General features: G+C 69.5%; 1 protein-coding gene (running past both ends of the window). It reads left to right on the top strand.

This entire window lies inside a single protein-coding gene on the top strand: locus AC1HIL_RS33040, encoding an Ig-like domain-containing protein. The 48,729-nt coding sequence extends 9,981 nt beyond the window's left edge and 14,140 nt beyond its right edge, so the window shows coding positions 9,982-34,589 — codons 3,328 (complete) to 11,530 (partial); the first complete codon in view begins at position 1. The start codon and the stop codon both lie outside this window.

Raw genomic sequence — 24,608 nt, 5'->3', positions numbered from 1 at the left:
GAAGACACGACGCTGACCGGTTCCGTGCTCACGGGCACCTCCAGCGTCGATGGGCCGGTCACGGTCACCGGCTTCAGCGTCGCGGGCATCGCGGGCGGCTTCACGGCCGGGCAGACCGCGAACATCGCGGGTGTCGGCACGCTGGTGATCAACGCCAACGGCTCGTACACCTTCACCCCGGCCGCCAACTACAACGGCCCGGTGCCCGTCGTCACCTACACGATGACCGACGGCTCGAGTGGCGACACCTCGACGCTCACCATCTCGGTCACGCCCGTGGACGATCCGTTCACCGATGCCGACGAGAACGTCAGCACCAACGAAGACACGGTGCTCACAGGCTCGGTGCTCACGGGCACCAGCAGCGTCGATGGTCCGGTCACGGTCACCGGCTTCAGCATCGACGGCATCGCGGGCAGCTTCACGGCGGGCCAGACCGCGAACATCGCGGGTGTCGGCACGCTGGTCATCAACGCCAACGGCTCGTACACCTTCACGCCGGCCGCGAACTACAACGGCCCGGTGCCCGTCGTCACCTATACGATGACCGACGGTTCGAGCGGCGATACCTCGACGCTCACCATCTCTGTCACCCCTGTCGACGACCCCTTCACCGACGACAACGAAACCGTCAGCACCAACGAGGACACGACGCTGACCGGTTCCGTGCTCACGGGCACGACCAGCGTCGACGGCCCCGTCACGGTCACGGGCTTCAGCATCGCGGGCGTCACCGGCAGCTTCGCCGCGGGCCAGACCGCGACCCTCGCCGGCATCGGCACGCTGGTGATCAACGCCAACGGCAGCTACACCTTCACGCCGGCCGCCAACTACAACGGCCCGGTGCCGCTGGTCACCTACACGATGACCGACGGCTCGAGCGGCGACACCTCGACGCTGGCGATCACCGTCACGGCCGTGAACGATGCGCCGGTCGCCACCGACGACAGCAACACCACGGCCGAGGACGTGCCCGCCACGGGCAACGTGCTGGCCAACGACACCGACCTCGACGGCGACACGCTGACGGTCACCCAGTTCAGCTTCGGCGGCACCACCTATGCCGCGGGCCAGCTCGCCAGCATCGACGGCGTGGGCACGCTGACCATCGCGGCCGACGGCAGCTACACCTTCACGCCCGCGCCGAACTACAACGGCGCGGTGCCCGCCGCCACCTACACCGTGAGCGACGGCACGACCAGCGCGAGCGGCTCGCTCTCGCTCGCGCTCACCGCGGTCAACGACGCGCCTGTCAACACGCTGCCCGCCAGCTGGAGCACCGGCGAGGACACGCCGCTGCCGCTCACGGGCCTGCAGATCTCCGACGTCGATGCCGGCAACGACGCGATGCGCGTGACGCTCTCGGTGCCCGCGGGCACGCTCGTGGGCAACTCGGCCGGCGGCGTGACGGTGACCGGCAGCGGCACCGGAATGCTGGTGCTCGAGGGCTCGCTCGCCAGCATCAATGCCTACCTGGCCGGCGCCTCGCGGCCCACCTACCAGCCCGTGCCCGACGCCAGCGGCAACGTGGTGCTGACCATGACCACCAGCGACCTCGGCAGCACCGGCGCCGGCGGTCCGCGCACCGACACCGACACGGCCACCATCGCCATCGGCTCGATCAACGACGCGCCCTCGGGCAGCGACCGCACCGTGACGCTGGCCGAGGACGGCAGCTACACCTTCTCGGCGGCCGACTTCCCGATCACCGACGCGGCCGACACTCCCGCCAATGCGCTGCAGGCGGTCGTCATCACCACGCTGCCGCCGGCCGCCGAAGGCGTGCTCACGCTCGACGGCGTGGCCGTCACGGCCGGGCAGCGCATTCCCGTGGGCAGCCTGGGCCTGCTCAGGTTCACGCCCGCGGCCAACGTCAACGGCACGGGCATCGGCAGCTTCGGCTTCCAGGTGGCGGACGACGGCGGCACGGCCGGCGGCGGCCAGGACACCGACCCGACGCCGAACACCTTCAGCTTCAACGTCACCGCGGTCAACGACGCGCCGACCGCGGGCAACGACGTGGCCAGCACGCCGATCAACACGCCGCTGTCGAACATCCCGGTGCTCGCGAACGACGCCGACGTGGACGGCGACCCGCTCACGGTCACCAGCGCGACGGTGAACCCGGCGCTGGGCAGCGTGAGCATCAACGCCGACGGCACGCTGAACTTCACGCCCGCGAACAACGTGAGCGGCGCGGTGGCGATCAGCTACACCATCAGCGACGGCAAGGGCGGCACCGCCACGGCCACGCTGACGGTCAACGTCGGTGCCAACACGCCGCCGGTCAGTGCCGACGCCACCGTCTCGGGCACCGAGGACACGCCGCTGGTGCTCACGCGCGCCAACTTCGCGTTCACCGACAGCGACGCCGGCCAGACCCTGGCCAACGTGCGCATCGACACGCTGCCGGCCAACGGCACGCTGCTGCTCAACGGCAGCGCCGTGAGCGCGGGCCAGGTGATCACGGTCGCCGACATCGAGGCCGGGCGCTTGAGCTTCGTGCCGAGCGCCGACGGCAACGGCACGGGCTATGCGAGCTTCACGTTCTCGGTGCAGGACTCGGCCGGCGCCTACGACGCCGCGCCGAACACCCTGACGGTGAACATCGCGCCGGTCAACGATGCGCCGGTGGCCAACCCCGACACCGCCACCTTCGACGAGGACACGACCGCCACCGGCAACCTGCTGGGCAACGACTTCGATGCCGACAACGACACGCTGACGGTCACGCAGTTCAGCTTCGGCGGCACCAGCTACGCGCCGGGCCAGACCGCCACGCTGGCGGGCGTGGGCAGCCTGACGGTGGCGGCCAACGGCAGCTACAGCTTCGTGCCGGCGCCCAACTACAACGGCCCGGTGCCGGTGGTGGGCTACACGGTGAGCGACGGCAGCGCGAGCGCGAACTCGACCCTCACGCTGCAGATCACGCCGGTCGACGATGCCTTCACGGACGCCAGCGAGAACGTCTCGACCGGCGAGGACACGCCGCTGTCGGGCTCGGTGCTCACGGGCACCACCAGCGTCGACGGGCCGGTCACGGTCACCGGCTTCAGCATCGCGGGCATCGCCGGCAGCTTCACGCCCGGCCAGACCGCGGCCATCCCGGGCGTCGGCTCGCTGTTCATCGATGCCGACGGCAGCTACACCTTCACGCCGGCCGCCAACTTCAACGGGCCCGTGCCCGTGGTGACCTACACGATGACCGACGGCTCGAGCAGCGACAGCTCGACGCTGACCATCACCGTCACCGCGGTCAACGACGCACCCGTGGCCGGCAACGACACGGTCTCGGCCACCGAGGACACGCCGCTGACCATTCCCGCGGCCACGCTGCTGGGCAACGACACCGACGTCGACGGCGACACGCTGACCATCACCAGCGTGCAGGGCGCGGTCAACGGCACGGTGAGTCTGGTCGGCGGCAACGTGGTGTTCACGCCCAACGCCAACTACAACGGCCCGGCCAGCTTCAGCTACACGGTCAGCGACGGCAATGGCGGCAGCTCGACCGCCACCGTGACCGTCAACGTCGCCGCGGTCAACGACGCGCCGGTGGCCACTGCCGACACCGCCACCCTCGACGAGGACAGCAGCGCCGGCGGCAACGTGCTGGCCAACGACAGCGACGTCGACGGCGACACGCTGCGGGTGACGCAGTTCAGCATCGGCGGCGTGAGCTACGGCGCCGGCCAGACCGCGGTGATCGCGGGTGTCGGCACGCTGCGGATCGACGCCGACGGCGGCTACGCCTTCGTGCCGGTGGCCAACTACAACGGCCCGGTGCCGGTCGCCACCTATGCCGTGACCGACGGCACCGCCACCTCGACCGCGACGCTCACGCTGCAGGTCACGCCGGTGACCGACGGCTTCAGCGACGCGAGCGAGAGCGTCTCGACCAACGAGGACACGCCGCTGTCGGGCTCGGTGCTCACGGGCACCAGCAGTGTCGACGGCCCGGTCGCGGTCACGGGCTTCACGATCGGCGCGACCAGCTATGCGGCGGGCGACACTGCCACCATCGCCGGCATCGGCACGCTGACCATCGCGGCCGACGGCAGCTACACCTTCACGCCCGCGGCCAACTACAACGGCCCGGTGCCGGTCGTCGGCTACACGGTGAGCGACGGCACCAGCACCGACAGCTCGACGCTGACCATCAGCGTCACCGCGGTCAACGACGCGCCGGTGGCCGGCAACGACACGGTCGCGGCCACCGAGGACACGCCGCTGACCATTCCCGCGGCCACGCTGCTGGGCAACGACACCGATGTCGACGGCAACATCCTGACGATCACCAGCGTGCAGGGCGCCATCAACGGCACGGTGAGCCTCGTCGGCGGCGACGTGGTGTTCACGCCCGCGCCCAACTACAACGGCCCGGCCAGCTTCACCTACACGGTGAGCGACGGCAATGGCGGCACCTCGACCGCGACCGTGACGGTGAATGTCGCGGCCGTCAACGACGCGCCCACCGCGGGCAACGACGTGGCGAGCACGCCGATCAACACGCCGCTGGCGAACATCCCGGTGCTGGCCAACGACAGCGACGTGGACGGCGATGCGCTCACCGTCACCGGCGCCACGCTCGCCGATCCCTCGCAGGGCACGATCACGGTCAACCCGAACGGCACGCTGAGCTTCACGCCCGCCACCGACGTGACGGGCGCGGTGCGCGTGAACTACACCGTGAGCGACGGCAACGGCGGCACGGCCACGGCGACGCTGACGATCAACGTCGGCGCCAACACGCCGCCGCAGAGCGCGAACGTCACGGTCGACGGCACCGAGGACACGCCGCTGACCCTGACCACGGCCGACTTCCCATTCACCGATGCCGATGCCGGCCAGCGGCTCGCGAACGTGCGCATCGACAGCCTGCCGGCCAACGGCACGCTGCTGCTCAACGGCGTGGCGGTGACGGCCGGCCAGCTGGTCTCGGCCGCCGACATCGCCAGCGGCGCGCTGAGCTTCGTGCCGGGCGCCAACGGCAACGGCACCGGCTATGCGAGCTTCACCTTCTCGGTGCAGGACAGCGCCGGCGCCTTCGACACCGCGCCGAACACGATCAGCATCGACATCGCCGCTATCAACGACGCGCCGGTGGCGAATCCCGACAGCATCACCATCGCCGAGGACACGACCGCCACCGGCAACGTGCTGGGCAACGACAGCGACGTCGACGGCGACACGCTGAGCGTGACCCAGTTCGTGGTCGGCGGCAGCACCTACACGGCCGGCCAGACCGCCACGCTCGCTGGCGTCGGCACGCTGACCATCGCCGCCAACGGTGCCTACACCTTCACGCCGGCGCCCGACTACAACGGCCCGGTGCCCGTGGCCACCTACACGGTGAGCGACGGCAGCGCCACCGCCAGCTCGACGCTCACCATCGCCGTGACACCGGTCGACGACGCCTTCACCGACGCCGACGAGAACGTGCGCGTCAACGAGGACTCGGTGCTCACGGGCTCGGTGCTCGCGGGCACCAGCAGCGTCGACGGCCCGGTCACGGTCACCGGCTTCACCATCGGCAGCACCAGCTACGCCCCGGGCGACACCGCCACCCTCGCGGGCGTCGGCACGCTGACCATTGCCGCCAACGGCAGCTACACCTTCACGCCGGCACCCAACTACAACGGCCCGGTGCCGGTCGTCACCTACACCATGACCGACGGCTCGAGCAACGACAGCTCGACGCTGACCATCGTGGTCGACCCGGTGGACGACGCCTTCTCGGACGCCGACGAGAGCGTGACCACGCCCGAGGACACGCCGGTCTCCGGCTCGGTGCTCGTGGGCACCAGCAGCGTCGACGGCCCGGTCACGGTCACCGGCTTCGCGATCGGCGCGGCCAGCTACGCCGCGGGCGACACCGCCACCATCGCGGGCGTCGGCACGCTGACCATCGCCGCCGACGGCAGCTACACCTTCACGCCGGCCGCCAACTTCAACGGCCCGGTGCCGGTCGTCAGCTACACCCTGACCGACGGCTCGAGCGGCGACAGCTCGACGCTGACCATCGTCGTCACCGCGGTCAACGACGCGCCCGTGCCGGCCGCCGACACCGGCAGCACGGCCGAGGACACGCCGCTCGCCGGCAACGTGCTGGCCAACGACACCGACGTCGACGGCGACACGCTGGTCGTCACCGGCTTCAGCGTCGACGGCAACAGCTACGCGGCCGGCCAGACCGCCACCCTCGCGGGCGTCGGCACGCTGACCATCGCCGCCGACGGCAGCTACAGCTTCACGCCGGCCGCCGACTTCAACGGCAGCGTGCCGGTGGCGAGCTACACGGTCAGCGACGGCACGGCCAGCGCGAGCGCCACCCTGACGCTGACGGTCGGGGCCGTCAACGACGCGCCGGTCAACACGCTGCCCGCGGGCTGGAACACCAGCGAGGACACGCCGGTGGGCCTGACCGGCCTGCAGGTCTCGGACGTGGATGCCGGCGGCGCGCCGGTGCGCGTCACCCTGAGCGTGCCCAGCGGCACCCTGACGGCCGCCTCGGGCGGCGGCGTGACAGTGACCGGCAGCGGCACCGGCGAGCTGGTGCTCGAGGGCTCGATCGCGAGCATCAACGCCTACCTGGCCGGCGCGGCGCGGCCCGACTACCGGCCGGTGGCCAATGCCGACGGCAACGTGGTGCTGACCATGACCACCAGCGACCTCGGCAACACCGGCGCCGGCGGTCCGCGCACCGACACCGACACTGCGGTGATCGCGATCGCTCCGGTCAACGACGCGCCCTCGGGCGTCGACCGCACGGTCACCATCGGCGAGGACGGCAGCTACACCTTCTCGGTGGCCGATTTCCCGTTCTCCGATGCCGCCGACAGCCCGGCCAACGGCCTGCAGGCGGTGGTCATCACCACCTTGCCGCCGGCCGCCGAGGGCGTGCTCACGCTCAATGGCGTGGCCGTGACCGAGGGCCAGGTGATCGCGGCCGGCAGCCTCGGCCAGCTGCGCTTCACCCCGGCCGCCAACGTGAACGGCAGCGGCATCGGCGCCTTCGGCTTCCAGGTGGTGGACGACGGCGGCACGGCCAACGGCGGCCAGAACACCGACCCGGTGCCCAACACCTTCCGCTTCGACGTCACGCCCGACAACGACGCGCCGGTGGCCAACCCCGACACGGTGGCCGCGACCGAGGACACGCCGCTGACGATTCCCGCGGGCACGCTGCTCGCGAACGACACCGACGTCGACGGCAACCCGCTGACCATCACCAGCGTGCAGGACGCCACCAACGGCACGGTGAGCCTGGTGGGCAACAACGTGGTGTTCACCCCGAACGCCAACTACAACGGCCCGGCCAGCTTCACCTACACGGCGAGCGACGGCAACGGCGGCAGCTCGACCGTGACCGTCACGGTCAATGTCGCGGCCGTCAACGACGCGCCCGATGCCGCGAACGACGTGGCGAGCACGCCGATCAACACGCCGCTGGCCAACATCCCGGTGCTGGCGAACGACATCGACGTGGACGGCGACAGCCTCACGGTCACGGGCGCCACGCTGAACGATCCCGCGCAGGGCACGGTCAGCGTCAACGGCGACGGCACCCTGAACTTCACGCCGGCCAGCAACGTGAGCGGGCCGGTGGTGATCACCTACACGGTCAGCGACGGCAAGGGCGGCACCGACACCGCGACGCTCACGGTCAACGTGGGGGCCAACACGCCGCCGACCAGCGCCGACGCCACGATCGCCGGCACCGAGGACACGCCGGTCGTGCTGGCCACGGCCAACTTCGCGTTCACCGACAGCGACGCGGGCCAGACCCTGGCGAACGTGCGCATCGACACGCTGCCGGCCAATGGCACGCTGCTGCTCAACGGCGTGGCGGTGACGGCCGGGCAGCTGGTCTCGGCCGCCGACATCGCCGCCGGCCGCCTGAGCTTCGTTCCCGGTGCCAACGGCAACGGCACGGGCTATGCGAGCTTCACGTTCTCGGTGCAGGACTCGGCCGGCGCCTTCGACGCGACGCCGAACACCATCCGCTTCGACATCGCGGCGGTCAACGACGCGCCGGTGGCCAACCCCGACACGGTGGCCGCGACCGAGGACACGCCGCTGACGATTCCCGCGGGCACGCTGCTCGCGAACGACACCGACGTCGACGGCAACCCGCTGACCATCACCAGCGTGCAGGACGCCACCAACGGCACGGTGAGCCTGGTGGGCAACAACGTGGTGTTCACCCCGAACGCCAACTACAACGGCCCGGCCAGCTTCACCTACACGGTGAGCGATGGCCAGGGTGGCACCTCGACGGTCACCGTGACCGTCAATGTCGCGGCCGTCAACGACGCGCCGATCGTCAACCCCGACAGCGTGACCGTGCCCGAGGACACGGTGGCCACCGGCAACGTGCTGGCCAACGACAGCGACGTGGAGGGCACGCCGCTGGTGGTGACCGAATACACCGTCGACGGCAACACCTACGCCGCGGGCGACACGGCCACGCTGGCCGGCATTGGCGCGCTGGTGATCAATGCCGACGGCAGCTGGCGCTTCACGCCGGCGGCCAACTACAACGGCCCGGTGCCGGTCGCGAGCTACCTCGCGAGCGACGGCAGCCTGGTCTCGAGCTCGACGCTGTCGATCGTCGTCTCGGCGGTCAACGATGCGCCGGTGGGCAATGCCGACACCGGCACGCTGGCCGAGGACGGCAGCGCCAGCGGCAACGTGCTGGCCAACGACAGCGATCCCGACGGCGATGCGCTGAGCGTCACCGGCTTCAGCATCGGCGGCACCAGCTACCTGGCCGGCGAGAGCGCGAACATCGCAGGGGTGGGCACGCTGGCGATCAACGCCGACGGCAGCTGGCTCTTCACGCCCGCGCCCAACTACAACGGCCCGGTGCCCGAGGCCACCTACACGCTGAGCGACGGCACGGCCAGCGCCACCGCGACGCTGAGCCTCACGGTCACGCCGGTGAACGACGCGCCGGTGGCCGGCAACGACGTCGCGAGCACGCCGATCAACGTGCCGCTCGCCAACATCCCGGTGCTGGCCAACGACAGCGACGTGGATGGCGACCCGCTCGCCGTCACCAGCGCCACGGTGGATCCGGCGCGCGGCACGGTCTCGATCAACCCCGACGGCACGCTGAACTTCACGCCGGCGGCCAACGTGACGGGCGCGGTCGTCATCGGCTACACCGTGAGCGACGGCAAGGGCGGCACGGCGAACGCCACCCTGACCGTGAACGTGGGCGCGAACACGCCGCCCACCAGCGCCGATGCCACGGTGGCCGGCACGGAAGACACGCCGGTGGTGCTGGGCACCGCCAATTTCGCGTTCACCGATGGCGATGCGGGCCAGACGCTCGCCAACGTGCGCATCGACACGCTGCCGGCCAACGGCACGCTGCTGCTCGATGGCGTGGCGGTCGGTGCCGGGCAGGTCATTTCCGCCGCGGACATCGCGGCGGGTCGCCTGAGCTTCATGCCGGGCGCCAACGGCAACGGCACGGGCTACGCGAGCTTCACCTTCTCGGTGCAGGACTCGGCCGGCGCCTTCGATGCGACGCCGAACACGATCAGCTTCGACATCGCGGCGGTCAACGACGCGCCGGTGGCGAACCCCGACACGGTGACGGCCGTCGAGGACACGCCGCTGAGCATTCCGGTCGGCACGCTGCTCGCCAACGACACCGACGTCGACGGCAACCCGCTGACCCTCACGAGCGTGCAGGACGCCACCAACGGCACGGTGAGCCTGGTGGGCGGCAATGTGGTGTTCACGCCCAACGCCAACTACAACGGCCCGGCCAGCTTCAGCTACACCGTGAGCGACGGTCAGGGCGGCACATCGACCGTCACTGTCACGGTGAACGTCGGCGCCGTGAACGACGCGCCAGTGGCCGGCAACGACATCGCGAGCACGCCGATCAACGTGCCGCTCACGAACATCCCGGTGCTGGCGAACGACAGCGATGTCGACGGCGACAGCCTCACCGTGACCAGCGCGACGCTGAACAACCCGGCGCAGGGAACAGTCAGCATCAACGCCGACGGCACCCTGAACTTCACCCCCGCGGCCAACGTCAGCGGCCCGGTCGTCATCGGCTACACCGTGAGCGACGGCAACGGCGGCACCGCGAACGCGACGCTGACCGTCAATGTCGGCGCCAACACGCCGCCGACCAGTGCCGACGCCACCATCGCCGGCACCGAAGACACCCCGGTCGTGCTCGGTACCGCCAATTTCGCCTTCACCGACGCCGATGCCGGCCAGACGCTGGCCGCGGTGCGCATCGACACGCTGCCGGCCGACGGCACGCTGCTGCTCAACGGCGTGGCCGTGACGGCCGGTCAGGTCGTCTCCGCTGCCGACATCGCCGCGGGCCGCCTGAGCTTCGCTCCTGGCGCCAACGGCAACGGCACGGGCTACGCGAGCTTCACGTTCTCGGTGCAGGACTCGGGCGGCGCCTTCGACGCCGCGCCGAACACGATCCGCTTCGACATCGCCGCGGTCAACGACGCGCCCGTGGCGGCGCCCGATGCCATCACCACGCCCGAGGACACGGTTGCGACCGGCAACGTGCTGGGCAACGACACCGACGCGGACGGCGACACGCTCACGGTCACCCAGTTCACGATCGACGGCGCCACCTACACGGCCGGCCAGACCGCCACGCTCGCGGGCATCGGCACGCTGCGCATCGCGGCCGACGGCGGCTACGTCTTCACGCCCGCGCCCGACTACAACGGCCCGGTGCCGGTCGCGACCTACGCCGTCAGCGACGGCAGCGCGACCGCGACGGCCACGCTGACCATCGCGGTCGCGCCGGTCAACGACGCGCCGGTGGCCAGCCCCGACACCGCCACCGTGGCCGAGGACACGCCGGCCACCGGCAACCTGCTGGGCAACGACAGCGATGCGGACGGCAACACGCTCGCCGTCACCGGCTTCACCGTCGCGGGCGACACCACCGCCTATGCCGCCGGCGACACCGCCACGCTCGCGGGCATCGGCAGCCTGCTGATCCGCGCCGACGGCAGCTATGTCTTCACGCCCGCGGCCAACTACAACGGCCCGGTGCCGGTCGTCACCTACACCGTGAGCGACGGCAGCGCGAGCGCGACATCGACCTTGACGATCGGCGTGACGCCGGTCAACGACGCACCGGTGGCCGGCGACGACATCGCAAGCACGCCGATCAACACGCCGCTGACGAACATCCCGGTGCTCGCGAACGACGGCGATGTCGACGGCGACGCGCTGACGGTCACGAGCGCGACGCTGGACAACCCGGCGCAGGGCACGGTGTCGATCAACCCCGACGGCACGCTGAACTTCACGCCCGCGGCCAATGTCAGCGGCGCGGTCGTGATCCGCTACACCGTGAGCGACGGCAACGGCGGAACCGACACCGCGACCCTGACGGTCAACGTGGGCGCGAACACGCCCCCGGCCAGCGCCGACACCACGGTCGCCGGCATCGAAGACACGCCGGTGGTGCTGGGCACCGCGAACTTCCCCTTCACCGACGGCGACGCGGGCCAGACCCTGGCCGCGGTGCGCATCGACACCTTGCCGGCCGACGGCACGCTGCTGCTCGATGGCGTGGCCGTGACCGCGGGCCAGGTCGTCTCGGCCGCCGACATCGCGGCGGGCCGCCTGAGCTTCGTGCCCGGCGCCAACGGCAACGGCACGGGCTACGCGAGCCTGCGCTTCTCGGTGCAGGACAGCGCGGGCGCCTTCGACGCCACGCCGAACACGCTGAGCTTCGACATCGCCGCGGTCAACGACGCGCCGGTGGCCAATGCCGACACCGCCACCGTGACCGAGGACACGCCCGCCAGCGGCAACGTGCTGACCAACGACAGCGACGTGGACGGCGACACCCTCGCCGTGACGGGCTTCAGCATCGCGGGCGACGCCACCGTCTACCTGCCGGGCCAGACCGCGACGATCTCGGGCGCGGGCAGCCTGACGATGAACGCCGACGGCAGCTACAGCTTCACGCCCGCGGCCAACTACAACGGCCCGGTGCCGGTCGTGAGCTACACCGTCGCCGACGGCAAGGGCGGCAGCGCGAGCGCGACCCTGACGCTGAACGTCAGCGCCGTCAACGACGCGCCGGTGGCCAACCCCGACAGCGCCAGCACCGCCGAGGACACGCCGGTGTCGGGCAACCTGCTGGGCAACGACAGCGATGCCGACGGCGACGCGCTAGCGATCACGGGCTTCAGCGTCGGCGGCACCGCCTATGCGCCGGGGCAGACCGCGACCCTCGACGGCGTCGGCACGATCACCGTCGGCGCCAACGGCGCCTACAGCTTCACGCCGGCCGCGAACTTCAACGGCGCGGTGCCGGTCGTGACCTATACCGTGAGCGACGGCAACGCCAGCGCGAGCTCGACCCTCGCCATCGCCGTGACGCCGGTCAACGACGCGCCGGTGGCCGGCAACGACCTCGCGAGCACGCCGATCAACACGCCGCTGGCGAACATCCCGGTGCTGGCCAACGACAGCGATGTCGATGGCGACAGCCTCACGGTCACGATCGCCACGCTGGACAACCCGGCCCAGGGCACGGTGTCGATCAATGCCGACGGCACCTTGAACTTCACGCCGGCCAGCAACGTGACCGGCCCGGTCGTCATCCGCTACACGGTGAGCGACGGCAACGGCGGCACCGCCACGGCCACGCTCACCGTCAACGTGGCGGCCAACACGCCGCCGCAGAGCGCCGACGCGACGGTATCGGGCACCGAGGACACGCCCGTGGTGCTGGGCCTGGGCAACTTCGCCTTCAGCGACGCCGACGCGGGCCAGAGCTTCGCCAATGTGCGCGTCGACACGCTGCCGGCCAACGGCACGCTGCTGCTCGACGGCGTGGCCGTGACGGCGGGACAGGTCGTCTCGACGGCCGACATCGCCGCGGGGCGGCTGAGCTTCGTGCCGGGCGCCGATGGCAACGGCACGGGCTACGCGAGCTTCACTTTCTCGGTGCAGGACTCGGCCGGGGCCTTCGACACCTCGCCGAACACGATCACGTTCGACATCGCGGCGGTCAACGACGCGCCGGTCGCGAACCCCGACACGGTGACGGCCGTCGAGGACACGCCGCTGAGCATCCCGGTCGGCACGCTGCTGGCCAACGACTCCGACGTCGACGACAACCCGCTGACCCTCGTCAGCGTGCAGGACGCGACCAATGGCACGGTGAGCCTGGTCAACGGCAACGTGGTCTTCACGCCGGCCGCCAACTACAACGGGCCGGCGAGCTTCAGCTACACCGTCAGCGACGGGCAGGGCGGCACCTCGACGGTGACGGTGACCGTGAATGTGGGCGCGGTCAACGACGCGCCGGTGGCCGGCAACGACATCGCGAGCACGCCGATCAACACGCCGCTGGCGAACATTCCGGTGCTGGCGAACGACAGCGATGTCGATGGCGACTCGCTGACGGTCACGAGCGCGACGCTGAACAACCCCGCGCAGGGCACGGTCAGCATCAACGCCGATGGCACGCTGAACTTCACGCCCGCCAGCAATGTCAGCGGCCCGGTCGTCATCAGCTACACGATCAGCGACGGCAACGGCGGCACCGCCAATGCGACGCTGACGGTCAATGTCGGTGCGAACACGCCGCCGACCAGCGCCGATGCCACGGTGGCCGGCACCGAGGACACGCCGGTCGTGCTGGGCACGGGCAATTTCGCCTTCACCGACGCCGATGCCGGCCAGACGCTGGCCGCGGTGCGCATCGACACCGTGCCGGCCAATGGCACGCTGCTCCTGAATGGCGTCGCGGTCACCGCCGGCCAGGTCATCTCGGCCGCCGACATCGCCGCGGGCCGCCTGAGCTTCGCTCCGGCCGCCAATGGCAACGGCACGGGCTATGCGAGCTTCACTTTCTCGGTGCAGGACTCGGGCGGCGCCTTCGATACGGCGCCGAACACGATCAGCTTCGACATCGCCGCGGTCAACGACGCGCCCGTGGCCAACCCCGACATCCTCGATGCGACGGAAGACACGCCGCTGACGATTCCGGCGGGCACGCTGCTGGACAACGACACGGACGCCGACGGCAATCCGCTGACCATCGTGAGCGTGCAGGACGCCACCAACGGCACCGTGAGCCTGGTCGGCGGCAACGTGGTGTTCACGCCTGCAGCCAACTACAACGGCCCGGCCAGCTTCACCTACACCGTGAGCGACGGCCAGGGCGGCAGCTCGACCGTCACGGTCACGCTCAACGTGGGTGCCGTCAACGATGCGCCCGTGGCCGGCAACGACACGGCGAGCACGCCGATCAACACGCCGCTGGCCAACATCCCGGTACTGGCGAACGACAGCGACGTCGATGGCGACATCCTCACCGTGAGCTCGGCCAGCGTCGATCCGGCCCTGGGCACGGTCCAGGTCAACGTCGACGGCACGCTGAACTTCACGCCCGCCAGCAACGTGACGGGCCCCGTGGTCATCAGCTACACCGTGAGCGACGGCAAGGGCGGCACGGCCACCGCGACGCTCACGGTCAATGTCGGCGCCAACACGCCGCCGGCCAGTGCCGACGCCACGGTGGCCGGCACCGAGGACACACCGGTGGTGCTGGCCCTGGGCAACTTTGCCTTCTCCGACGCCGATGCCGGCCAGAGCCTGGCGGGCGTGCGCATCGACACGCTGCCGGCGGACGGCACGCTGCTGTTGAACGGCGTGGCGGTCACGGCCGGGCAGGTGGTCTCGGCGGCCGATATCGCCGCGGGGCGGCTGAGCTTCGTGCCGGGCGCGAACGGCAACGGCACGGGCTACGCGAGCTTCAGCTTCTCGGTGCAGGACTCGGCAGGGGCCTTCGACGCGGCGCCGAACACGATCAGCTTCGACATCGCGGCGGTCAACGACGCGCCGGTGGCGAATCCCGACACGGTGACAGCCGTCGAGGACACGCCGCTGAGCATCCCGGTGGCGACCTTGCTCGCCAACGACACGGATGTCGACGGCAACCCGCTGAGCATCACGAGCGTGCAGGGCGCGGTCAACGGCACGGTCGGCCTGGTCGGCGGCAGCGTGGTGTTCACGCCGAACGCCAACTACAACGGGCCGGCCAGCTTCACCTACACCGTGAGCGACGGTCAGGGCGGTAGCTCGACCGTCACGGTCACCGTGAACGTCGGTGCCGTGAACGATGCGCCGGTGGCCGGCAACGACCTCGCGAGCACGCCGATCAACGCGCCGCTGGCCAACATCCCGGTGCTGGCGAACGACAGCGACGTCGATGGCGACAGCCTCACGGTCACCAGCGCCACGCTGAACAATCCGGCGCAGGGCAGCGTCAGCATCAATGCCGACGGCACGCTGAACTTCACGCCCGCGGCCAACGTCAGCGGCCCGGTCGTCATCAGCTACACCGTGAGCGACGGCAACGGTGGCACGGCCACGGCCACGCTGACGGTCAATGTCGGCGCCAACACGCCGCCGACCAGCGCGGACGCGACGATCGCGGGCACCGAGGACACACCGGTCGTGCTCGGCACGGGCAACTTCGCCTTCACCGACGCCGATGCCGGCCAGACGCTGGCCGCGGTGCGCATCGACACCTTGCCGGCGGACGGCACGCTGCTGCTCAACGGCGTGGCCGTGACGGCAGGCCAAATCGTCTCGGCCGCCGACATCGCCGCGGGCCGCCTGAGCTTCGCGCCCGGCGCCAACGGCAACGGCACGGGCTACGCGAGCTTCACGTTCTCGGTGCAGGACTCGGCCGGTGCCTTCGATACCGCGCCGAACACGATCCGCTTCGACATCGCCGCAGTCAACGACGCGCCGGTGGCGAACCCCGACACGGTGGCCGCGACCGAGGACACGCCGTTCACGATCACCGCGGCCACGCTGCTGGGCAACGACAGCGACGTCGATGGCGACACCCTGGCCATCACCAGCGTGCAGGATGCGGTCAACGGCAGCGTGAGCCTGCTGGGCGGCAACGTGGTCTTCACGCCCGCGGCCAACTACAACGGCCCGGCCAGCTTCAGCTACACGGTCAGCGACGGCAAGGGCGGCAGCTCGACGGTGACCGTCACGGTCAACGTGGGCGCGGTCAACGATGCGCCCGTGGCCGGCAACGACATCGCGAGCACGCCGATCAACGTGCCGCTCTCGAACATCCCGGTGCTCGCGAACGACAGCGACGTGGACGGCGACATCCTCACGGTCACCAGTGCCAGCGTCGATCCGGCCCTGGGCAGCGTCAGTGTCAATGCCGACGGCACGCTGAACTTCACGCCGGCCGCCAACGTCAGCGGACCGATCTCGATCACCTACACGGTCAGCGACGGCAAAGGCGGCAGCGCCAGCGCGACGCTGACGGTGAACGTCGGCACCAACACGCCGCCCGACAGCACCGATGCCACCGTGGCCGGCACGGAGGACACGCCGCTGGTCCTCGGGCCTTCGAACTTCGCCTTCAGCGATGCCGACGCGGGCCAGACCCTGGCCAACGTGCGCATCGACACGTTGCCGGCCAAAGGCACGTTGCTGCTCGACGGCGTGGCGGTCACCGCCGGCCAGGTGATCTCGGCGGCGGACATCTCAGCCGGCCGGCTGAGCTTCGCTCCGGCCGCCAACGGCAACGGCACGGGCTACGCGAGCTTCACCTTCTCGGTGCAGGATTCGGGCGGCGCCTTCGACACAGCGCCGAACCGCCTCACCATCGACATCGCGGCGGTCAACGATGCGCCGGCCGGCGCGGTCGACACCGTCGGCGCGACCGAGGACACGCCGCTGTCGATCCCCGTGGCCACGCTACTGGCCAACGACAGCGACGTCGACGGCGACACGCTCGCGATCGTCAGCGTGCAGGATGCCGTCAACGGCAGCGTGCGGCTCGATGGCGGCAACGTGGTCTTCACACCGAACGCCAACTACAACGGCCCGGCCAGCTTCACCTACACGGTGAGCGACGGCAAGGGCGGCACCTCGACCGTGACGGTCACGGTCAACGTGGGCGCGGTCAACGACGCGCCGGTGGCCGGCAACGACGTGGCGAGCACACCGATCAACACGCCGCTGACGAACATCCAGGTGCTGGCGAACGACAGCGATGTCGATGGCGACAGCCTCACCGTGACCAGCGCGACGCTGAACAACCCGGCGCAGGGAACGGTGACGGTCAACGCCGACGGCACGCTGAACTTCACGCCCGCGGCCAACGTCAGCGGACCGGTCGTCATCAGCTACACCGTGAGCGACGGCAACGGCGGCACCGCCACCGCGACCCTGACGGTCAACGTCGGCGCGAACACGCCGCCGACCAGCGCCGACGCGACGGTCGCCGGTACCGAGGACACGCCGGTCGTGCTGGGCACCGCCAATTTCGCGTTCACCGATACGGATGCGGGCCAGACCCTGGCCAATGTGCGCATCGACACGCTGCCCACCGATGGCACGCTGCTGCTCGATGGCGTGGCGGTCACCGCCGGCCAGCTGATATCGGCCGCCGACATCGCGGCCGGACGGCTGAGCTTCGTGCCGGGCGCCAACGGCAACGGCACGGGCTATGCGAGCTTCAGCTTCTCGGTGCAGGATTCGGGCGGTGCCTTCGACGCGACGCAGAACACGATCAGTTTCGACATCGCGGCGGTCAACGACGCACCGGTGGCGAATCCCGAGACGGTCAGCGCGCTCGAGGACACGCCGCTGAGCATCCCGGTCGGCACGCTGCTGGCCAACGACACCGATGTGGACGGGAACCCGCTGACCATCACGAGCGTGCAGGACGCGACCAATGGCACGGTGAGCCTGGTCAATGGCAACGTGGTCTTCACACCCGCGGCCAACTACAACGGAGCGGCGAGCTTCACTTACACAGTGAGCGACGGGCAGGGCGGCACCTCGACCGTCACCGTGACGGTCAACGTCGCAGCGGTGAACGACGCGCCCGTGGCTGGCAACGACATCGCGAGCACGCCGATCAACACGCCGCTCTCGAACATCCCGGTGCTGGCGAACGACAGCGATGTCGATGGCGACAGCCTCACGGTCACCAGTGCCACGCTGAACAACCCGGCCCAAGGCACGGTGTCGATCAATGCCGACGGCACGCTGAACTTCACCCCGGCCAGCAACGTCACGGGCGCGGTCGTCATCAGCTACACCGTGAGCGACGGCAAGGGCGGCACCGCGACGGCCACGCTGACCGTCAACGTCGGCACCAACACGCCGCCGAACAGTGCCGATGCGACCCTCTCCGGCACGGAAGACACGCCGCTCGTGCTCACGAGCGCGAACTTCGCCTTCACCGATGCCGATGCGGGCCAGACCCTGGCCAATGTGCGCATCGACACGCTGCCCGCGAACGGCACACTGCTGCTCGACGGCGTGGCCGTCACGCCGGGCCAGGTGATCTCCGCCGCCGACATCGCGGCCGGGCGTCTGAGCTTCGTGCCGGGCGCCGACGGCAATGGCACGGGCTACGCCAGCTTCAGCTTCTCGGTGCAGGACTCGGCCGGTGCCTTCGACGCCACGCCGAACCGCATCGGCTTCGACATCGCCGCGGTCAACGACGCGCCCGTGGGCGTGCCCGATGCCGTCGACGCGACCGAGGACACGCCGCTGAGCATCCCGGTGGCCACATTGCTGGGCAACGACAGCGACGTCGATGGCGACACGCTGGCCATCGTCAGCGTGCAGGACGGTGTCAATGGCACGGTGGCGCTGATCGGCGGCAACGTGGTGTTCACGCCGAACGCCAACTACAACGGCCCGGCCGGCTTCACCTACACGGTGAGCGACGGAAAGGGCGGCACATCGACGGTCGCGGTCACGGTCAATGTCGCTTCTGTCAACGACGCGCCGGTGGCCGGCAACGACGTGGCGAGCACGCCGATCAACACGCCGCTGACGAACATTCCGGTGCTGGCGAACGACAGCGATGTCGATGGCGACCCGCTGACGGTGACCGCGGCGACGGTCGACCCGGCGCGCGGAACGGTCACGGTCAATGCCGACGGCACGCTGAACTTCACGCCCGCGGCCAACGTGACCGGCGCGGTGGTGATCAGCTACACCGTGAGCGACGGCAAGGGCGGCACCGCGATCGCCACGCTGACGGTCAATGTCGGCGCCAACACGCCGCCGACCGGCGCCGACGCCACGGTCGCCGGCACCGAGGACACCCCGGTCGTGCTCGACTCCTCGAGCTTCGCGTTCACCGACGCGGACGCGGGCCAGACGCTCGCGAATGTTCGCATCGACACGCTGCCGGCCAATGGCACGCTGCTGCTCAACGGCGTGGCGGTGACGGCGGGGCAGGTCGTTTCGGCGGCCGACATCGCGGCCGGACGCCTGAGCTTCGTGCCGGGCGCCGACGGCAACGGCACGGGCTACGCGAGCTTCACCTTCTCGGTGCAGGACTCGGCCGGTGCCTTCGATGCCACGCCGAACACCATCAGCTTCGACATCGCGCCTGTCAACGACGCGCCGGTGGCGAATCCCGACACGGTGACCGCGACCGAGGACACGGCGCTGACCATTCCCGTCGGCACACTGCTCGCGAACGACCGCGACGTGGACGGGAACACGCTCGCCATCGTGAGCGTGCAGGATGCGACCAATGGCACCGTGAGCCTGGTGGGCGGCAATGTGGTGTTCACGCCCGCGGCCAATTACAACGGCCCGGCCAGCTTCACCTACACCGTGAGCGATGGGCAGGGTGGTACTTCGACCGTGACGGTCACGGTGAATGTCGGTGCGGTCAACGACGCGCCGGTAGCTGGCGATGACATCGCGAGCACGCCGATCAACACGCCGCTGACCAATATCCCGGTTCTGGCCAATGACGGCGATGTCGACGGCGACAGCCTCACCGTTACCGCCGCCACGCTGAACAATCCGGCGCAGGGTACGGTCAGCATCAACGCCGATGGCACCTTGAACTTCACGCCGGCGTCCAACGTGACCGGTCCGGTCGTCATCAGCTACACGGTGAGCGATGGCAAGGGCGGTGTGGACACGGCGACCTTGACCGTCAACGTCGGCACCAATACGCCGCCGAACAGCGCCGATGCGACGATCTCGGGCACCGAAGACACGCCGGTCGTCCTGGGCACCGCGAACTTCGCGTTCACCGATGCCGATGCGGGCCAGGCGCTGGCCAACGTTCGAATCGATACGCTGCCGGCCAACGGCACGTTGCTGCTCAACGGCGTGGCGGTCACGGCCGGCCAGGTGATCTCGGCCGCCGACATCGCGGCGGGCAACCTGAGCTTCGTGCCGGGCGCGAACGGCAATGGCACGAACTACGCGAGCTTCACCTTCTCGGTGCAGGACTCGGGCGGCGCTTTCGACGCCACGCCGAACACCATTACCTTCGACATCGCGGCCGTCAACGACGCGCCAGTAGCCAACCCCGACACCATCGGCGCGGTCGAGGACACGCCGCTGACGATCCCCGTGGGCACACTGCTCGCGAACGATACGGATGTCGACGGCAACCCGCTGACCATCACGAGCGTGCAGGACGCGACCAACGGCACCGTGAGTCTGGTCGGCGGCAACGTGGTCTTCACACCGGCCGCCAACTACAACGGCCCGGCCAGCTTCAGCTACACCGTGAGCGATGGCCAGGGCGGCAGCTCGACCGTGACCGTCACGGTCAACGTGGGCGCGGTCAACGATGCGCCGGTGGCGACCAACGACATCGCGACCACCCCGATCAATACGCCGCTTGCGAACATTCCGGTGCTGGCCAACGACACCGACGTGGACGGCGATCCGCTGACCGTGACCGGCGCCACGCTGAACAATCCGGCGCAAGGCACGGTGACGGTCAATGCGGACGGCACGCTGAACTTCACGCCCGCCGCCAACGTGACGGGCCCGGTCGTCATCAGCTACACCGTGAGCGACGGCAAGGGCGGCACGGATACCGCGACGCTGACAGTCAATGTGGGCGCGAACACGCCACCGAACAGCGCGGACGCAACGATCTCTGGCACCGAGGACACGCCGGTCGTGCTGGGCACCGCGAACTTCGCCTTCACCGATGCGGATGCCGGCCAGGCGCTGGCGAACGTTCGCATCGACACGCTGCCGACCAATGGCACGCTGCTGCTGGATGGGGTGGCGGTCACCACCGGGCAAGTGATCTCGGCGGCTGACATCGCCGCGGGCCGGCTGAGCTTCGTGCCGGCCACGAATGGCAACGGTACGGGCTACGCCAGCTTCAGCTTCTCGGTGCAGGACTCGGGCGGTGCCTTCGATGCCGCGCCGAACCGCATCACCTTCGACATCGCGGCGGTCAACGATGCGCCAGTCGGTACGCCCGACACCATCAACGCAGTCGAGGACACGCCGCTGACCATTCCCGCCTCGGCATTGCTGGGCAACGACAGCGATGCCGATGGCGACACGCTGACCATCACGAGCGTGCAGGGCGCGGTCAATGGCACGGTCAGCCTGGTCGGCGGCAACGTGGTATTCACGCCCAACGCCAACTACAACGGTCCGGCCAGCTTCACCTATACGGTGAGCGATGGCAATGGCGGCAGCTCGACGGTGATGGTCACCGTCAATGTGGGTGCGGCCAACGATGCGCCGGTGGGGAACCTCGATACCGTCGATGCGACCGAGGACACGCAGCTGACGATCCCGAGCAGCGTGCTGCTGGGCAACGACACCGACGTGGATGGCGATGCGCTGACCATCACGAGTGTGCAGGACGCGGTCAATGGTTCGGTGAGCCTGGTCGGTGGCAACGTGGTGTTCACACCGGCTGCCAACTACAACGGCCCCGCGAGCTTCACGTACACCGTGAGCGACGGGCAGGGCGGTACGTCGACCGTGACGGTCACGGTCAACGTGAGCTCGGTCAACGACGCGCCGGTGGCGGGCAACGACATCGCGAGCACGCCGATCAACACGCCGCTCGCGAATATCCCGGTTTTGGCGAACGACAGCGATGTCGATGGCGACAACCTCACGGTCACCAGCGCCACGCTAAACAACCCGGCACAGGGCACGGTCAGCATCAACGCCGACGGCACCTTGAACTTCACGCCGGCGAGCAATGTGACGGGCGCCGTGGTCATCAGCTACACGGTGAGCGACGGCAACGGCGGCACCGCAACGGCCACGCTGACGGTGAATGTGGGTGCGAACACGCCGCCCACCAGTGCCGACGCGACGGTCGCCGGCACCGAGGACACGCCTTTCGTGCTCGGCACCGCGAACTTCGCCTTCACCGATGGCGATGCGGGCCAGACGCTCGCCAATGTGCGCATCGACACGCTGCCGGCCAACGGCACGCTGCTGCTCGATGGCGTGGCGGTCAGCGCCGGTCAAGTCGTCTCGGCCGCCGATATCGCCGCGGGCCGACTGAGCTTCGTGCCGGGTGCGAACGGCAACGGCACGGGCTACGCGAGCTTCAGCTTCTCGGTGCAGGACTCGGCAGGCGCCTTCGACGCGACGCCGAACACCATCCGCTTCGACATCGCGCCCGTCAACGACGCACCGGTGGCGAATCCCGATACGGTGACGGCCGTCGAGGACACGCCGCTGAGCCTTCCGGTGTCGACCTTGCTCGCCAACGACACCGATGTCGACGGCAACACCCTGAGCATCACCAGCGTTCAGGACGCGACCAACGGCACCGTGAGCCTGGTGGGCGGCAACGTGGTGTTCACGCCCAACGCCAATTACAACGGTCCGGCCAGCTTCACCTACACCGTCAGCGACGGGCAGGGCGGCAGCTCGACCGTCACGGTCACGGTCAACGTGGGCGCCGTGAATGATGCGCCGGTGGGCGGCAACGACATTGCCAGCACCCCCATCAACACGCCGCTGGCGAACATCCCCGTGCTGGCCAACGACAGCGATGTCGATGGCGATGCGCTGACGGTGAGCTCCGCGACCGTGGATCCTTCCCGTGGCACGGTCAGCATCAACGCCGATGGCACGCTGAATTTCACGCCGGCCAGCAACGTCACGGGCGCCGTGGTCATCACCTACACGGTGAGCGACGGCAACGGCGGCACCGCGACTGCCACGCTGACGGTCAATGTCGGGGCGAACACGCCGCCGAACAGTGTCGACGCCACGATCTCCGGTACGGAAGACACGTCGGTGGTGCTGGGCACCGCGAACTTTGCATTCACTGATGCCGACAGCGGTCAGACCCTGGCCAATGTGCGCATCGATACGCTGCCGGCCAATGGCACGCTGTTGCTCGACGGCGTGGCAGTCACCGCGGGCCAGGTCGTCTCTGCCGCTGACATCGCGGCTGGTCGCCTGAGCTTCGCTCCGGCCGCCAACGGCAATGGTCCGGCCTACGCAAGCTTCAGCTTCTCGGTGCAGGACTCGGGCGGGGCCTTCGACACCGCGCCCAACACCATCACCTTCGACATCGCCGCGGTCAACGACGCACCGGTCGGCAACCCCGACACGGTGAGCGCGAGCGAGGATGTGCCGCTGACGATCCCCGTGGGCGCGCTGCTGAGCAACGACACCGACGCGGACGGCGATGCGCTGACGATCGTGAGCGTGCAGGATGCCGTCAATGGCACGGTGACCTTGGCCAACGGCAGCGTGGTCTTCACGCCCACGGCCAACTACAACGGCCCGGCCAGCTTCACCTACACGGTGAGCGACGGCAAGGGTGGTACCTCGACCACGACCGTGACGGTCAACGTCGCCGCCGTGAACGATGCGCCGGTGGCCGGCGACGATATTGCCAGCACGCCGATCAACACGCCGCTCACGAACATCCCGGTGCTCGCGAACGACAGCGATGTCGATGGAGATCCGCTCACCGTCACCAGCGCCACGGTGGATCCGGCGCTCGGCACGGTCACGATCAACGCCGATGGCACGCTGAACTTCACGCCGGCCAGTAACGTGACTGGCGCCGTAGTCATCACCTACACGGTGAGCGATGGCGAAGGTGGCACCGACACCGCGACCTTGACGGTCAATGTCGGCACCAACACGCCGCCGAACAGCGCCGATGCAATGGTCACCGGCACCGAGGACACGCCAGTCGTCCTCGGAACGGCCAACTTCGCCTTCACCGATGCGGATGCCGGACAGACGCTCGCGAACGTTCGCATCGACACGCTGCCGGCCAATGGCACCTTGCTGCTCGATGGGGTGGCTGTCACGGCAGGTCAAGTCATCTCGGCCGCCGACATCGCCGCCGGCCGCCTGAGCTTCGTGCCCGCGGCCAATGGCAACGGCACGAACTACGCGAGCTTCACCTTCTCGGTGCAGGACTCGGCAGGGGCCTTCGACGCGACGCCGAACCGCATCGGCTTCGACATCGCCCCGGTCAACGATGCGCCGGTGGCGAACCCCGACACCGTGGCCGCGACCGAAGACACGCCGCTGACCATCGCGGCATCCACGCTGCTCGCCAACGACACCGATGTCGACGGTAACCCGCTGACCATCACGAGCGTGCAGGACGCGACCAACGGGACCGTGAGCCTGGTCAATGGCAACGTGGTGTTCACGCCCGCGGCCAACTACAACGGACCGGCCAGCTTCACCTACACCGTGAGCGACGGCCAAGGCGGCACCTCGACGGTCACCGTGACGGTCAACGTCGCGGCGGTCAACGACGCGCCGGTCGCGGGCAACGACATCGCCAGCAC

It is taken from the genome of Variovorax sp. ISS6, from assembly GCF_056523145.1.
The sequence above is the reverse complement of the archived record's forward strand: the minus strand, read 5'-3'. Positions and strand labels throughout refer to the sequence as shown.